Source organism: Pseudomonas sp. Pseusp3 (assembly GCF_047304225.1).
GTDB classification, from domain to species: domain Bacteria; phylum Pseudomonadota; class Gammaproteobacteria; order Pseudomonadales; family Pseudomonadaceae; genus Aquipseudomonas; species Aquipseudomonas fluorescens_CD.
This window is the reverse complement of sequence record NZ_JBGLYV010000011.1, coordinates 1-16,688: the sequence shown is the minus strand read 5'-3', so window position 1 is coordinate 16,688 and position 16,688 is coordinate 1. Positions and strand designations below refer to the sequence as shown.

General features: G+C 61.1%; 11 protein-coding genes. 9 read left to right on the top strand and 2 right to left on the bottom strand.

Going from position 1 to position 16,688, the window contains the following annotated elements; translation table 11 throughout:
• The first annotated feature begins 39 nt into the window (after positions 1-39).
• Positions 40-1,893 carry a polyurethanase gene (locus ACCD00_RS05895; RefSeq protein WP_413422761.1) on the top strand — a complete coding sequence of 618 codons (1,854 nt, stop codon included), beginning with the start codon at positions 40-42 and terminating at the stop codon, positions 1,891-1,893.
• Between the two features lie 122 nt (positions 1,894-2,015).
• Here ACCD00_RS05895 and ACCD00_RS05890 read toward each other — a convergent pair whose 3' ends face one another.
• Complete coding sequence (locus ACCD00_RS05890) at positions 2,016-2,240, bottom strand: YgdI/YgdR family lipoprotein (protein WP_413422759.1); 225 nt, start codon at positions 2,238-2,240, stop codon at positions 2,016-2,018.
• A gap of 196 nt (positions 2,241-2,436) precedes the next feature.
• Here ACCD00_RS05890 and ACCD00_RS05885 point away from each other — a divergent pair, with 196 nt between their 5' ends.
• The 3 genes from ACCD00_RS05885 to ACCD00_RS05875 are packed head-to-tail and all read left to right on the top strand — an operon-like array spanning position 2,437 to position 8,322.
• Positions 2,437-4,104 (top strand): VRR-NUC domain-containing protein, encoded by a 1,668-nt coding sequence (locus ACCD00_RS05885; RefSeq protein WP_413422757.1) that lies wholly within the window; start codon positions 2,437-2,439, stop codon positions 4,102-4,104.
• Complete coding sequence (locus ACCD00_RS05880) at positions 4,101-6,389, top strand: ATP-dependent DNA helicase (RefSeq protein WP_413422755.1); 2,289 nt, start codon at positions 4,101-4,103, stop codon at positions 6,387-6,389. Before ACCD00_RS05885 ends, ACCD00_RS05880 begins: the two co-directional genes overlap by 4 nt.
• Positions 6,390-6,402: 13 nt before the next feature.
• Positions 6,403-8,322, top strand: a complete 1,920-nt coding sequence (locus ACCD00_RS05875) for a PAS domain S-box protein (RefSeq protein WP_413422753.1) — start codon at positions 6,403-6,405, stop codon at positions 8,320-8,322.
• Positions 8,323-8,426: 104 nt separating this feature from the next.
• Here the strand turns inward: ACCD00_RS05875 and ACCD00_RS05870 are convergent, their stop codons facing one another.
• On the bottom strand, positions 8,427-9,575 hold the full coding sequence (locus ACCD00_RS05870; protein WP_413422751.1) for a MalY/PatB family protein: 1,149 nt from the start codon (positions 9,573-9,575) through the stop codon (positions 8,427-8,429).
• A gap of 291 nt (positions 9,576-9,866) precedes the next feature.
• Here ACCD00_RS05870 and fdnG point away from each other — a divergent pair, with 291 nt between their 5' ends.
• The 5 genes from fdnG to selA form a co-directional block, all read left to right on the top strand.
• Complete coding sequence (gene fdnG / locus ACCD00_RS05865) at positions 9,867-12,932, top strand: formate dehydrogenase-N subunit alpha (RefSeq protein ID WP_413422749.1); 3,066 nt, start codon at positions 9,867-9,869, stop codon at positions 12,930-12,932.
• Complete coding sequence (fdxH, locus tag ACCD00_RS05860; protein WP_413422747.1) at positions 12,933-13,868, top strand: formate dehydrogenase subunit beta; 936 nt, start codon at positions 12,933-12,935, stop codon at positions 13,866-13,868. It abuts the gene before it with no gap.
• Positions 13,865-14,530, top strand: a complete 666-nt coding sequence (locus tag ACCD00_RS05855) for a formate dehydrogenase subunit gamma (protein WP_413422745.1) — start codon at positions 13,865-13,867, stop codon at positions 14,528-14,530. Before fdxH ends, ACCD00_RS05855 begins: the two co-directional genes overlap by 4 nt.
• Positions 14,531-14,533: 3 nt before the next feature.
• Positions 14,534-15,460 (top strand): formate dehydrogenase accessory protein FdhE, encoded by a 927-nt coding sequence (gene fdhE / locus ACCD00_RS05850; RefSeq protein ID WP_413422743.1) that lies wholly within the window; start codon positions 14,534-14,536, stop codon positions 15,458-15,460.
• A 51-nt stretch (positions 15,461-15,511) separates the two neighbouring features.
• Positions 15,512-16,688: L-seryl-tRNA(Sec) selenium transferase (selA, locus tag ACCD00_RS05845; protein ID WP_413422741.1), on the top strand; the 1,177-nt coding region annotated here is incomplete at its 3' end.

Sequence of the window (16,688 nt, the reverse complement as noted above, 5' to 3'; positions counted from 1 at the left end):
CTATCTCTGACAATTCCAACAAAGAGAGAGGCAATACCCATGGGTGTGTACGACTACAAGAACCTTGGTACAGCAGACGCCAAAGCGTTGTTCACCGACGCGATGGCAATCACGCTGTACTCCTATCACAACCTCGACAACGGCTTTGCCACCGGTTACCAGCACAACGGTTTCGGCGTGGGCCTGCCGGCAACGTTGGTGACCGCGCTGATTGGCGGCACCGACTCCCAAGGGGTGATTCCCGGTATCCCCTGGAACCCAGATTCGGAAAAAGCTGCACTGGAGGCGGTACAGAAAGCCGGTTGGACACCCATCACCGCCGCGCAGTTGGGTTATGACGGCAAAGTCGATGCACGGGGAACCTTCTTCGGCGAAAAAGCCGGCTATACCAGCGCCCAGGTGGAAATCCTCGGTAAATACGACGCCCAAGGGCACCTCACGGAAATCGGCATCGCCTTTCGCGGCACCAGTGGCCCTCGTGAAAACCAGATCAGTGACTCCATCGGCGATGTCATCAATGACCTGTTGGCGGCATTGGGTCCACAGGATTACGCGAAAAACTATGTGGGTGAAGCGTTCGGGAAGCTGCTCGCCGACGTCGCGGCGTTTGCCCGGGCCAACGGGCTGTCCGGTAATGACGTGCTGGTCAGCGGTCACAGTCTCGGCGGGCTGGCAGTCAATAGCCTGGCGGATTTGAGCCGCGAAAAATGGGGCGGCTTCTTCCAGGACTCCAACTACATTGCCTACGCCTCGCCAACTCAAGGCAGCAGCGACAAGGTGCTGAACATCGGCTATGAAAACGATCCAGTGTTCCGTGCGCTGGACGGTTCGGCGTTCAACCTGGCATCGGTCGGTGTGCACGATGCCAATCAAGCCTCGGCCACCAACAACATTGTCAGCTTCAATGACCACTACGCGTCGACCGCATGGAATCTGCTGCCGTTTTCCATCCTCAACATCCCGACCTGGATTTCCCACTTGCCGACCGGTTACGGCGACGGCATGACCCGGGTGCTGGAATCGCGGTTCTACGACCTCACCAGCAAAGACTCGACCATTATTGTTGCCAACCTCTCGGACCCGGCGCGGGCCAACACCTGGGTCCAGGACCTGAACCGCAATGCCGACACCCACAAAGGCAGCACTTTCATTATCGGCAGTGACGGCAACGACCTGATCCAGGGCGGCAAGGGCAACGACTATCTGGAAGGCCGCGACGGCAACGACACCTTCCGCGATGCCGGTGGCTACAACGTCCTTTTGGGCGGCAAGGGGCACAACGTGCTCGACTTGCAGCAGTCGGTGAAAAACTTCGACTTTGCCAACGACGGCGCCGGCAACCTGTACATCCGCGATGCCAATGGCGGCATCAGTATCACCCGTGACATCGGCAGCATCATGAGCAAGGAGCCGGGCTTTTTATGGGGGCTGGTCAAGGATGACGTGACCCACAGCGTCACCGCCAACGGGCTGGCGGACGGTAACCAGCTGACCCGGTACGAGTCGTCGATAAAGGGGGGCATGGGGAACGATACGCTCAAGGCGCAGGCGCTCGGCGATTGGTTGTTCGGTCTCGACGGCAACGATCATTTGATCGCAGGCAAGGGCAACGACGTGTTGATCGGCGGGGCCGGCAACGACCTGCTGGAATCGGGGGGCGGGATCGATACGTTCCTGTTCAGCGGTGCGTTTGGCCACGACCGGGTGCTGGGTTATCAGGCGAACGACAAACTGGTGTTTCTCGGGGTACAGGGTGTTACGCCGGACGACGACTTCCGGGCCCATGCCAGCGTGGTGGGGCAGGATACCGTGCTGACGTTTGGCAATGATTCAGTGACATTGGTCGGGGTCGGGCTGGACAGTTTGTCGGGTGTGGGGATTGTGATCGCCTGATGGTGAGTTGGCGCCGGTAAGGGCCTCTTCGTCGGAGCGCCGCCCGGACCAGTCCCGCTCCCGCAAGGTTGGCGCATACCTTGTGGGAGCGGGCTTTCCCGCGATGAACGATAACGCGAAATTCAGTCTTCCTTGCGGATCGTGGCCACTTCATCAGCCTTGACTTTCACTTTCGCCCCGGAAATATCTTCGAACTCGAAGAAGCCATCCTTTGTCTTGGTTTTCGGCATGTCCTTGGTCAAATACTGGGTGCCGTTCTGCAGGGTCACCACCGTTGGCGTCGAGCAGCCGGCCAGCATCAGCAGGGCCGCTGCCGCCAGGGGCAAGCCCAAAGTCTTGATGTCCATGATCACCTCCCGTACGTTTTGAAGCAGTGCCGTCAGTTCGAGGCTGTCACCGCATCTCTCTGGCGGTTGGTGCTGCCGGGGCGCAGAAAGTTCTACTGCCCTGAAAAATACCGTACAGCGCCGCCATTTATCCTTTTCCGATTGCACCGGGCAGGGCGGAACTGGTATCTGTACGCATAACCAGTACTCGCTCGCCATGGCCCATTTCCCTGTGACTGCAAATCCCCTCGACGATCCGTTCTACTACTTGAACAACTTCATGCAAGTGCTTGATTGGCTTGAGCAGCGCTCCAGCGATGTGTTGAGCGTCGAAGAGCAGCGCTTTATTGATGAGTTTAAGCGGTTGCCCCGTGAGTCGCAGGCACTGCTGGTCAGAATGGTGATGCGCAAAGGCGTACATTTCCGGGCGAGCAAGCTGCATTACGACGAAATCGGCAATATCGGCATAGCCGCCGGCCCGCTGCTCGAACTGGGTTGGGTCGACGGGCAAATGCCCATCGCCATCGATGAACTGTTCGAGGTGCTGCTCAAGGCAGAAATCCTCCAGACCTTCGCCACTGTCATCGATCAACCCAAAGGCAAGAAAGCCGATTGGTTGCCGACGCTCTGCGAGCAATTTCCCCAGGCGCAAAGCTTCAACGCCTGGTGCCCGTGGCTGGATGAGCGCCTGTTCAGCCTGACCATCATGGAGTTGTGCGATCGCCTGCGCCTGATGTTCTTCGGCAACCTGTACCAGGACTGGTCGGAATTCGTGTTGGCCGATCTCGGCATTTATACCTATGAAAAAGTCGAATTCTGTGCCGAATCCCGTGGCTTACGCAGCCGGGAAGACGTGGACGCCTGTGTCCTCCTGCATGCGTACCAGCAACAATTCGAGGCCGGTGAAGCGCTGGAAGAGGTGGTCGAGCGTATCAAGGGGCTGGTGCTGGACAATCCATGGTTGCAACGGCGGCGTGGCAAGCTGCTGTTCCAGATGGGGCAGTATTGCGAGCGCATCGTGGATTTCGCCATGGCCCTGAACCTCTACCGCGAATGTGCCTATCCGGGCGCGCGTTCGCGATTGATTCGCGTGCTGGAACGCAGTGGCGAGTTTGAGTTGGCGATGGACCTGGCCACACAGGCCGAACAGGCTCCGGAAAGTGCCGCAGAACACCAGCAGTTGCTCCGTATACTGCCACGCCTGCGGCGCAAGCTCGGCGGGCCGCCGATCAAGCGGGCAGCGCCTCGGCAAATGCAGCGTCTGGACCTGCAATTGCCCAGGACAGACCCGGCGGTATCGGTGGAACTTCACGTTCAGGCGCATCTGGCGCAAGATTCGGCGCCGGTGCACTACGTCGAAAACAGCCTGGTCAATTCACTGTTTGGCCTGCTGTGTTGGCCCGCGATTTTCGCGCCTTTGCCGGGGGCCTTTTTTCACCCGTTCCAGCGCGGGCCGGTGGATTTGCTCAGCGAAGACTTCCATGGACGTCGGGCCGAACTGTTTCAGGCTTGTCTGGCCGAACTCGACGACGGGCGCTATCGGCAGACCATCCGCGAACGGTATGCCGCCAAGTGGGGCGTGCAGTCCCCATTCGTGTTCTGGAGCGTGCTCGACGAAGAACTGCTGGAGCAAGCACTGGATTGCCTCCCGGCCGAGCACCTCAAGCATTGGTTCAACCGCCTGTTGCTGGACATCAAGGCCAATCGCGCCGGCATGCCGGACCTGATCCAGTTCTGGCCGCAGCAAAAGACCTACCGCATGATCGAAGTCAAAGGCCCGGGCGATCGCCTGCAGGACAACCAGTTGCGCTGGCTGGAATTCTGCCATGAGCACCAGATGCCGATTGCCGTGTGCTACGTGCAATGGGCGGAGCAGGGCGCTTGAGCTACAGCATTGCGGTACGGGCGTTGTGTGAGTTCACCGCCAAGACCGGCGACCTCGATCTGCGCTTCACACCGTCGCCCACCGCGCTGGAGGGCATCGTCGGGCACCGTACGGTGGCATCACGGCGCAGCGAGGGCTATCAAAGCGAAGTCGCCCTTGAAGGCCAGTATCAGACCTTGACGGTCAAGGGCAGGGCCGATGGCTATGACCCTGGGCAGAACTGCCTGGAAGAGGTCAAGACCTACCGCGGAGACTTGAGCAAACAACCGGCCAACCACCGTCAATTGCATTGGGCCCAGGCGAAAATCTACGGCTGGTTGATGTGCCGGAAACTGGATCTGCCCCGGATCAACCTGGCGCTGGTGTATTTCGACATCGTCAGCGAAAAGGAAACCTGCCTGGTCGAGCCCTTCGAGGCCGCGCAGCTGCAACAGTTCTTCGAGCGGCACTGCGCGCGTTTCCTCCAATGGGCGCAACAGGAAGTCGCCCATCGCGAGGGGCGCAATCTCGCGGCGCAGCATCTTGCGTTTCCCCACGCCGGTTTTCGGACGGGGCAGCGCCACCTGGCCGAGTCGGTGTTCAAGGCTGTCAGCACGGGGCGCTGCCTGATGGCCCAGGCGCCCACTGGAATCGGTAAAACCCTGGGCACCCTGTTTCCCATGCTCAAGGCGCTGGCGCCGCAGCAACTGGACAAAGTGTTCTTCCTCACGGCGAAAACCCCGGGACGCAAACTGGCCCTGGACGCCGCGCAAGTGATTCTGGCCAGCACCGATGCGCCGCCGTTGCGGGTGCTGGAAATGATCGCCCGGGACAAGGCCTGCGAACACCCGGACAAGGCCTGCCACGGCGAGTCCTGTCCACTGGCCCGGGGTTTCTACGATCGCCTGCCCGCCGCACGGCAGGCGGCCAGTCAACTGAGCCTGTTGAACCAGGGCGCCTTGCGCGAGGTCGCCCTGGCACACGATGTCTGTCCGTATTACCTGAGCCAGGAAATGGCGCGCTGGGCCGACGTGGTGGTTGCCGACTACAACTATTACTTCGATTTCAGCGCGCTACTGTTCGGTCTGGCCCAGGCCAACAACTGGAAAGTCGCGGTGCTGGTCGACGAAGCCCATAACCTGGTGGAACGCGGCCGGCAGATGTACAGCGCGAGCCTTGATCAGGCGACCTTCAACGGTGTGCGCCAAACCGCACCCGAATTGCTGAAAAAGTCGATGCAGCGAGTCAACCGCGAGTGGAATGCCCTGCATAACGCGCAAACCGGCGCCTACCAGGCTTATGACAAGGCGCCGGAAAAGCTCCTTCAGGCACTGTCATCGTGCAGCGCCAGCATTGGTGACTACCTGAACGATCACCCGCAAGGACTGGACAGCACACTGCAGGGCTTTTACTTCGACATGCTGCATTTTTGCCGGGTGGCCGAGCTTTTCGACGAAAATTTCCTGTTCGACATCAGCAAGCGCGACCTTGAACGCAAGCGCAATCTCTCGCAGCTGTGCCTGCGCAATGTGGTTCCCGCCGGGTTCATCCGCCCGCGCCTGACTGCCGCTCGCAGCACGGTGCTGTTTTCCGCGACCCTCAGCCCCCGGCACTATTACGCCGATTTACTGGGAACACCGGCGGACACGGTATGTATCGACGTCGAGTCGCCGTTTCATGCCGATCAATTGCAAGTGCACATCGTCAGCCAGATCTCCACGCGGTTCGTACATCGCCAGTCCTCTCTCGAACCGATTGTGGATTTGATCGCCAGACAGTTCTGCAAGCGTCCCGGCAACTACCTGGCGTTTTTCAGCAGCTTCGAATACTTGCAGCAAGTGGCGCAGTTACTCACAGAGAAACATCCGCACATCAGCCTGTGGTCGCAGTCCCGGGGCATGGGCGAAGCGCAACGTCAGCAGTTTCTCGATCAATTCCACGCCGACGGCCAGGGTGTCGGCTTTGCGGTACTGGGCGGGGCCTTTGGCGAAGGCATCGATTTGCCCGGTGCCCGGTTGATCGGCGCATTTATCGCTACGTTGGGGCTGGCACAGCTCAATCCGGTGAACGAGCAACTGAAGCAGCGCATGGCCGCCATTTTTGGCGCCGGCTACGACTATACGTATCTGTTTCCCGGCGTACAGAAAGTGGTGCAGGCCGCTGGACGGGTCATCCGTACGCAACAGGACCAAGGGGTGGTGATGCTGATCGATGACCGTTTTGGCGAGAGCAAGGTCAAGCAGTTGTTGCCGCGTTGGTGGGCTTTCCAAAAACCCGGTATGACGCATACTCCAGAGAAACAATGAAGCGGTGGGATCAATGAGCGAAGATCGAACCAGGGTCAGTGCCATCGAAGACGGTCGTTTTCGGCTATTGATCGATGCGGTGATCGACTACGCGATCTACATGATCGATCCCGATGGCATCATCACCAGCTGGAATGCCGGCGCCAGGCGTTTCAAGGGGTATGAGGAGGCCGAGATCCTCGGCCAGCATTTCTCGCGTTTCTATACCGATGAAGATCGTCGTGCCGGCTTGCCCCAGCGGGCACTGGACACGGCGATTCGTGAAGGGCGGTTCGAGGGCGAAGGCTGGCGGGTGCGCAAGGACGGTACGCGTTTCTGGTCCCATGTGGTCATCGATCCGATTCTCGACCCGTCGGGCACGTTACTGGGGTTCGCCAAGATCACCCGGGACCTGACCGATCGCAAAATGGCCGAGGAAGTCCTCAAACAGAGCGAGCAGCAATTCCGCCTGCTGGTGCAGAGCGTTACTGACTACGCGATCTATATGCTTTCGCCGGACGGACGCGTGAGCAACTGGAATCCTGGCGCCCAGCGCATCAAGGGTTACTTGCCGGAAGAAGTCATTGGCCAGCATTTTTCGATGTTCTATACCCCGGAGGATCGCGAAGCCCGCGAGCCACAACGGACGCTGGACATCGCCGTTCGTGAAGGGCGTTTTGAAAACAAGGGCTGGCGGATGCGCAAGGACGGTACGCGGTTCCTCGCCCATGTCATTGTCGACCCGATCTGGGGCGACACCGGCACCTTGCTCGGTTTTGCCAAGATTACCCGCGATATCACTGAGGTCACGCAAGCGCAGCAGGCGCTGGAGCAAACCCGGGAGGCCTTGTTCCAGGCGCAGAAAATGCAGGCCATCGGTCAGCTCAGCGGCGGCATCGCTCACGATTTCAACAACCTGCTGACGGTGATCCTCGGCAACCTGGAAATCCTGCGCAAGCGGGTGACGGACGATCCCAAAATTACCCGCTTGATCGACAACGCCACCCAAGGTGCCTTGCGCGGTGTTTCCCTGACCCAGCGCATGCTGGCGTTTGCCCGACGCCAGGAGCTCAAGTCGGAACCGGTGCGGATACCGGCATTGGTGGAAGGCATTTCCGGGCTGTTGCGCAGCTCCCTCGGGCCTTCGGTGAAAATCGAAACGCGTTTTCCCGAGGGGCTCGAACCCGTGATGGCTGACCTCAACCAGCTGGAACTGGCGGTCCTGAACCTGGCGACCAATGCCCGTGATGCCATGCCCCACGGCGGGACCCTCAGCTTCAGTGCCAGAACCGATGAAGTGACCGACAGCTCCACCTCATCCCTGGCGTTGGGGCGTTACGTCTGCCTGAGTATTGCCGATACGGGCGAGGGCATGGACGAAACCACGCTGGCCTCGGCGATGGACCCGTTCTTTACCACCAAGGGCGTGGGTAAAGGCACGGGCCTGGGGTTGTCGATGGTCCACGGCTTTATCGAGCAATTGGGTGGCCGCTTCATCCTCAAGAGCCGGAAGGATCAGGGCACGACCGCCGAACTCTGGTTGCCGGTCGCCGCCAGTGGCTCGGCCGTCCAACCGGTTTCCAAGGCATCGGCCGTGACGGTGCCTCGCCTGTGCGTACTGGTGGTGGACGATGACAGCCTGGTGTTGACCAGCACCAGCCTGCTGCTCGAGGACCTCGGGCACCGGGTCATCAGTGCGGCCTGCGGTGCCACGGCGCTGGAGCTGTTTGAAAGTGGACCGGAGATTGATCTGGTCATCACCGACATGGCCATGCCACAGATGAATGGCGCGCAACTGGCCAATGCCATCAGGATCATTCGACCGGGCGTGCCGATCATCCTCGCCACCGGTTATGCCGAACGGCTGGAAGGCTTTGCCGCCCATCTGCCACGGTTGTCGAAACCTTTTACCCAACTCAACCTGGTGGAAGTCATTGCCTTGGCGATGAAGTGACGCGGCAGACCAGATTGCCCGGTATCTGTAGGAGCGAGCTTGCTCGCGATGGAGTGTCAGTCGACACTCACTCAGCTGACACACCTTCGCGAGCAAGCTCGCTCCTACAGATTGCGCAAGCTGCGCTCCATCCGCGCAATGCCTTCTTCCAGCAGCGACCGTGGGCAGCCGAAATTCAGGCGCACGAACTGCTTGCAGTCATCGCCGAAGTCCAGACCGGCGCTCAATCCGACCCTGGCCTGTTCCAGGAAGAACTGCTGCGGGTTGTCCAGCCCCAGTGCCGTGCAGTCCAGCCATGCCAGGTAGGTGCTTTGCGGCAGGTTCATGGTGATGCCCGGCAGGCGGGTGCGCACGGCCTCGGCGAGGAAATCGCGGTTGTCCTGCAGGTAGACCTTCAGCGCTGCCAGCCATGGCGCAGCTTCGCTGTAGGCGACGCGGGTGGCTTCCATGCCCAGCGGATTGACACTGTCGACCATGCCGCAACGGGCGTGGTTGACCTTCTCGCGCAGGTGACGGTCCTGGATGATCATGAACGAGGTTTTCAGGCCGGCGATGTTGTAGGCCTTGCTCGCCGACATCAGCGTGATGGTGCGCTGGGCGATTTGCGGGCTCAGGGTAGCCATCGGAATGTGCGTGCGGCCGTCGAAGCACAACTCGGCGTGGATCTCGTCGGAAATGATCCAGGCATCATGCTCAAGGCAAATGTCGGCGATGGCTTGCAGTTCTGCGCGGGGGAAGGCCTTGCCCAGTGGGTTGTGCGGGTTGCTCAGCAGCAGTGCGCCACCGCCTTGCAGTGACTGGCTCAAGGAATCCAGCGGCGTGACGTAGGTACCATCGGCTTGCGCGTCGAAATTCAGCTCGACCTTGTTCAGCCCCCAATGCCCGGGTGCGTGGCGCAGCGGCGGGTAGTTCGGAACCTGCACGACGACGTTCTGTTGCGGCTGCACCAGGGCCTTCAATGCCATGTTGAAGCCCGACTCGACGCCCGGCAGGAAAATCAGCTCCTGGGGCTCGACGCGCCAGGCGTACTTGTTCCAGAGGTCGGCAACGATCGCCTCGCGCAGGTCATCCTGGGCCACGCTGTAACCGACCATCGGGTGTTCCAGGCGCTTCTGCAGGGCCTGGATGATCACCGGCGGCGCAGCGAAATCCATGTCGGCGACCCACATCGGCAACACGTCGGCCGGGTAGCGGCTCCACTTGGTACTGCCGGTGTTGTGGCGGTCGAACACCTGATCAAAATCGAAAGTCATGCGGGGTCTCGTAACGGCAGGTTGGTTATGGCGCCATGATAATCGCCAATCCCTTGTAGGAGCGAGCTTGCTTGCGATGGAGTGTCAGTCGACACTCACTCAGCTGATACACCATCGCGAGCAAGCTCGCTCCTACAGAGGGGGTTATGTCTGCAGGGCCGACGGTCGGCTGTCATGGTGAATTCGACAGCATTGACTACAGTTTGTAGTGTCGGCAGCCAGACTGCCGCGACCGTGGTTGTTCAAAAAAGCCCGGCCATGTACCGGGCGCCACCTGATCAGGAGTGCACGATGGATCTCAGCCGTCGTCAGTTCTTCAAGGTCGCCGGCATCGGCCTTGCAGGCTCTAGCCTGGGCGCGTTGGGTATGGCCCCGACGCCAGCCTTTGCCGAACAGGTGCGTCACTTCAAGCTCGCCCATACCCATGAAACCCGCAACACCTGCCCGTATTGCTCGGTCGGTTGCGGCTTGATCATGTACAGCCAGGGCGATACGGCGAAGAATGTCGCGCAAAACATCATCCATATCGAAGGCGACGCCGACCACCCGGTCAACCGCGGCACCCTTTGCCCCAAAGGCGCAGGCCTGCTGGACTTCATACACAGCCCAGGCCGCCTGCAATACCCGCAGACGCGCAAACCCGGCAGCACCGAGTGGACCCGCATCTCCTGGGATGAAGCGCTCGATCGCGTCGCCGACCTGATGAAGGCCGACCGCGACGCCAACTTCACCGAGAAGAATGCCCAGGGCCAAACGGTAAACCGCTGGCTGACCACCGGTTTCCTCGCGGCATCGGCGGCCTCCAGTGAAGCGGGCTACATCACCCACAAGGTGGTTCGCAGTCTCGGCATGCTGGGGTTCGATAACCAGGCGCGTGTCTGACACGGCCCGACGGTGGCAAGTCTTGCCCCGACGTACGGCCGTGGAGCCATGACCAATACCTGGACCGATATCGCCAACGCGAATCTGGTTCTGGTGATGGGCGGCAACGCAGCAGAAGCGCACCCGTGCGGCTTCAAGTGGGTGACCGAGGCCAAGGCGCACAACAAGGCGCGGCTGATCGTGGTCGATCCGCGTTTTACCCGGACCGCCTCGGTGGCCGACTATTACGCGCCGATCCGTACCGGTACCGACATCGCCTTCATGGGCGGGTTGATCAATTATCTGCTGACCGAGGACAAGATCCAGCACGAATACGTGCGCAACTACACCGACGTATCGTTCATCGTCAAAGCCGGTTATGGCTTCGAGGACGGGATCTTCAGCGGTTACGATGCGGCCAAACGCCTCTACACCGACAAGTCCGGCTGGGGTTATGAACTGGGCGAGGACGGCTTTGCCAAGGTCGATCCGACCCTGCAAGACCCACGCTGTGTCTATCAGTTGATGAAGCAGCATTACAGCCGCTACAGCAAAGAGCTGGCGAGCCAGATTTGTGGCATGCCGGTCGATGCCATGCAGAAAATATGGGAGGAAATCGCCACTTGCTCGCAACCGGGCAAGACCATGACCATCCTCTATGCGCTGGGCTGGACCCAACACTCGATTGGCGCGCAGATGATCCGCAGCGCGGCGATGGTGCAATTGCTGCTGGGCAACGTCGGCATGCCGGGCGGGGGCGTGAATGCCTTGCGCGGACACTCCAACATCCAGGGGCTGACGGACCTGGGGCTGTTGTCCAATTCACTGCCGGGATACCTCTCGCTACCCGGCGATGCCGAACAGGACTACAACGCCTATATCGTCAAGCGCACGCAGAAACCATTGCGTCCGGGGCAACTGTCCTACTGGCAGAACTACGGCAAATTCCACGTCAGCCTGATGAAAGCCTGGTATGGCGCCAACGCAACGGCCGAGAACAACTGGGCCTACGACTACCTGCCGAAACTGGACATTCCCCAATACGACATCCTCAAGGTGTTTGATTTGATGGGCCAGGGCAAGGTCAACGGCTACCTGTGTCAGGGCTTCAACCCGATTGCCGCGTTGCCGGACAAAAACCGGGTGACCGCGGCACTGGCCAAACTGAAGTGGCTGGTGGTGATGGACCCGCTGGCCACCGAAACTTCGGAATTCTGGCGCAACGTCGGGTCGTACAACGATGTGAAGAGTGCCGACATCCAGACCGAAGTCATTCGCCTGCCCACCACCTGCTTTGCCGAGGAGGATGGCTCGCTGGTCAACAGCAGTCGCTGGCTGCAATGGCACTGGAAGGGCGCCGACGGGCCGGGTGAAGCGCAGACCGACATCCGCATCATGAGCGAACTGTTCGTGCGCCTGCGCCAGCGCTATCAGGCCGAAGGCGGCAAGTTCCCCGATCCGCTGCTCAAACTGTCGTGGCCGTACAAGATCCCGAACGAACCTTCGCCCGAGGAGCTGGCGAAGGAAATCAACGGCTACGCCACCACTGACTTCACCGACGCCACGGGCGCGGCAATCAAGGCCAATTCGCAACTGGCCGGGTTTGGCCAGCTCAAGGATGACGGCAGCACGGCGTCCGGCTGCTGGATTTTCTGTGGCAGCTGGACCGAACTGGGCAACCAGATGGCCCGCCGCGACAACAGCGACCCGTACGGCATGCACCAGCATCAAGGCTGGGCCTGGGCGTGGCCGGCCAACCGGCGGATTCTCTACAACCGTGCCTCGGCGGACCTGCAAGGCAAACCGTGGGATCCGAAAAAACGCCTGGTGTGGTGGAACGGCAAAGCCTGGGGCGGCACCGATGTGCCGGACTACAAGGCTGACGTGCCGCCGGAAGCCGGGATGAATCCGTTCATCATGAACCCCGAGGGCGTGGCGCGATTCTTCGCCGTCGACAAGATGAACGAAGGCCCGTTCCCCGAGCACTACGAGCCGTTCGAGACTCCGATCGGCATCAACCCGCTGCACCCGCAAAACAAGAAAGCCACCAGCAACCCGGCGGCGCGGATCTTCGATTCGGTCTGGGATTCCCTTGGCGTGGCCAAGGATTACCCGTACGCCGCCACCAGTTACCGGCTGACCGAGCATTTCCACTTCTGGAGCAAGCATTGCAAGCTCAACGCGATTGCCCAGCCCGAGCAGTTCGTGGAAATCGGCGAGGTGCTGGCCAAGGAAAAAGGCATCGTCGCCGGCGATCGTGTGCGGGTCAGCAGCAAGCGTGGCTTCATTGAGGCGGCGGCCGTGGTGACCAAGCGGATTCGCCCGCTGCAGGTCAACAATCAGGTGGTGCACCAGATCGGCATTCCGCTGCACTGGGGGTTCACCGGGCTCACGCGGCACGGCTACCTGACCAACACCCTGGTGCCGTTCCTCGGCGATGGCAACACCCAGACCCCGGAATCCAAGTCATTCCTGGTCAACGTGGAGAAAGTCTAAATGGCCAGCCAAGACATCATCGCCCGTTCGGCCACCACCACAGCCCCGTCCTCAATACGCCAGCAGGAGGAAGTCGCCAAGCTGATCGACACCACCAAATGCATCGGCTGCAAGGCTTGCCAGGTCGCCTGCTCGGAATGGAACGAACTGCGGGACGAGGTCGGTCACAACCATGGCACCTACGACAACCCGCAGGACCTCACCGCAGAAACCTGGACGCTGATGCGCTTCACCGAGCACGAGACCGACGCCGGCAACCTCGAATGGCTGATCCGCAAGGATGGCTGCATGCACTGCGCCGAGCCCGGTTGCCTGGCGGCGTGCCCCAGCCCCGGCGCGATCATCAAGCACGCCAATGGCATCGTCGATTTCAACCAGGACCATTGCATCGGCTGCGGCTACTGCATCACCGGCTGTCCGTTCAACATTCCACGGATCTCGCAAAAGGATCACAAGGCCTACAAATGCACCTTGTGCTCGGACCGGGTGGCGGTGGGGCTGGAACCGGCCTGCGTGAAAACCTGCCCGACCGGTGCCATCGTGTTCGGCTCCAAGGACGACATGAAGGTGCATGCCGCCGAACGTATCGTCGATCTGAAAAGCCGGGGCTTTGAAAACGCCGGTCTGTATGACCCCGAAGGCGTCGGAGGCACTCACGTGATGTACGTGTTGCACCACGCCGATACGCCAAGACTGTACGCCGGTTTGCCCGATCACCCGGCAATCAGCCCGCTGGTAGGGCTGTGGAAAGGCGTCAGCAAGCCGTTGGCGCTGCTGGCCATGGGCGCAGCGGTGCTGGCCGGGTTCTTCCACTACGTGCGCGTCGGCCCGCAAATCGTCGAAGAGGATGAACATCCGGCCCCGCCGGACAACGCCGTGCACGAAGTCGATCCGTCGGTGCATACCTTCGATCCCCGTGGGGAGGGCAGGCCATGAGCAACAAGACGATCCTGCGCTACACCAGCAACCAGCGCACCAATCATTGGCTGGTGGCAATCCTGTTTTTCATGGCCGGATTGTCCGGGTTGGCGCTGTTCCATCCGGCGCTGTTCTGGCTGAGCAACCTGTTCGGCGGTGGACCGTGGACACGCATCCTCCACCCGTTCATGGGCGTGCTGATGTTCGTGCTGTTCCTCGGCCTGGTGTTGCGCTTCTGGCGCGCCAATTACTTCATCGCCAATGACCGCCTGTGGCTCAAGCGCATCGACCGGGTGATGCTGAACAAAGAGGAGGGCGTGCCACCCATCGGCAAATACAACCCCGGGCAGAAGCTGCTGTTCTGGACTTTACTGCTGTGCATGCTGGTGCTGCTATTGAGCGGTCTGGTGATCTGGCGTGCGTACTTCAGCGACTGGTTCGGCATCACCACGATTCGCTGGGCGATGTTGCTGCATGCGTTGGCCGCTTTTGTGCTGATCCTGAGCATCATCGTGCACATCTATGCCGGGATCTGGATCAAAGGCTCGGTCAGCGCCATGTTGCACGGCCGGGTCAGCCGTGGCTGGGCGAGGAAACACCACGAACTCTGGTATCGCCAAGTGACTCAAGATGAGACCCGCGACGAAGCACCCCAGCGTCCGATCACCAAAAAGGGCTGACATTTGCCAACCATCCTCGAACCCGGAGAAATCGAAGCGGCGGCCAGTTCGCCGCCGTTTCTGTACATGCCACCACATAACCTGTTCAGCCTGCGCGCCTTACGTCTGGAGACGCTGGCCGAAGGGCATCCGTTGGCCGATTACCTTCATTTGATTGCCGGGTTGTGCCGGGTACAGCAACAGGTGTTTAACGACCCGCCACTTGGCGATCCCCTCGACCGACAACGCATCGAATTGTGCCAGCAACACGGCTTGCCGCCGTTCGCAGCCGACAGCCTGGCGCGCGAAGACGATTGGCAGCTTTACCTCGATGCCTTGCTGCAGCGCTATAGCGCACCGCAACCCTGCGCCGTGGCCGATGCCTTGGAAACCTTGCGCCTGGCCGGTGCCGGGCAACGCCGCGCCTGGGCGGTGGCGTTGCTCAGCGGCCAGTATTCGCTGGTGCCAGCGGCGCTGGTGCCGTTTCTCGGTGCGGCGTTGCAAACAGCGTGGAGTCACTGGCTGTTGAGTACGCCAAACCTGGCCCTGACTCCCGGCGACAGCCTCAGCCAGTGCCCGGCCTGTGGCTCGCCGGCCATGGCCGGGGTCATCCGCCATCGCGGCAAGCACAATGGCTTGCGTTATCTGGTCTGTTCGCTGTGCGCCTGCGAGTGGCATGTGGTGCGGGTCAAGTGCGTGTATTGCGAGCAGAGCAAAGGCCTGGAGTACCTCAGCCTTGAAGATGACCGCCATGCCGCCAACCAGGCGCCGTTGCGCGCCGAAGTCTGCCCCGGTTGCAACAGCTATCTGAAGTTGCTCTATCTGGAAAACGATGCGGATGCCGAAGCGCTGTCGGCAGACCTGTCCAGCCTGATGCTCGACATGCGCCTGGCCCAGGACGGTTATCAGCGTTTGGCACCGAATCTGTTGCTGGCTCCGGGAGACGAGTAACCGCAGCGTCTACACTCTGGCGCGACGGTCATTCGTTTTCAGGAGCGCCAGATGTCTGCACACGGTGCCAGGCAACCCCTGCGTCTACCTTCCATCGACAGTTTGTTACGTCACCCGGCGTGCCTGCCGTTGGCCGAGCGCTATGGCCGCGACGTCCTGCTGACGGCCTTGCGGTGTTTGCTGGATGAGTTGCGGGAAAGGGTGCAGCACGGTTTGCTCGAACCTGTAGAGGTCAGCGCTGAGGTGCTGGCCGGCAGGGTCGGCGAACGATTGGCAATCGAGCATCGCAGCCATGTGCGCCGGGTATTCAACCTCACCGGCACGGTGCTGCACACCAACCTCGGGCGGGCATTGCTGCCCGAGGAAGCGATTGAAGCGGTGCAAATGGCTGCCCGCTATCCGCTCAACCTGGAGTTTGACCTGCGCAGTGGCAAGCGCGGTGACCGCGACGACCTGATCGAAGGTTTGATCCGCGAACTGACCGGCGCCGAAGCGGTGACCGTGGTCAACAACAATGCCGCAGCGGTCTTGCTGACCCTCAACAGCCTGGGCGCGCGCAAGGAAGGAATTATTTCCCGCGGTGAACTGATTGAAATCGGCGGTGCCTTCCGCATTCCCGACATCATGGCCCGTGCCGGGGTGAAGCTGGTTGAGGTCGGCACCACCAATCGCACCCATGCCCGCGACTACGAGGCCGCCATCGGCCCGCGCAGCGGATTGATCATGCGCGTGCACGCGAGCAACTACAGCATTCAAGGCTTCACCACGAGCGTGCCGACCGCCGAACTGGCGCAACTGGCCCACCGGCACGGTTTGCCGCTGCTCGAAGACCTCGGCAGCGGCAGCCTGCTGGACTTGACCCGCTGGGGGCTGCCGGCTGAGCCGACGGTGCGTCAGGCGTTGCTCGATGGCGCGGACATCGTCACCTTCAGTGGCGACAAACTGCTCGGCGGGCCGCAAGCCGGGCTGATTGTCGGCCGCCAGGAACTGATCGCCAGGATCAAGAAAAACCCGCTCAAGCGTGCGCTGCGGGTCGACAAAATGATCCTGGCTGCCCTGGAAGCGGTGTTGGGTTTGTACCGCAACCCGGACCGACTGGCCGAGCGCTTGCCCAGCCTGCGCCTGTTGACCCGGCCACAGGCCGATATCCTCGCCCAGGCCGAGCGACTGCGGCCGGCGCTGGCCCAGGTGGTGGGCGAGGACTGGAGCGTCAGCGCCATGCCGGCAC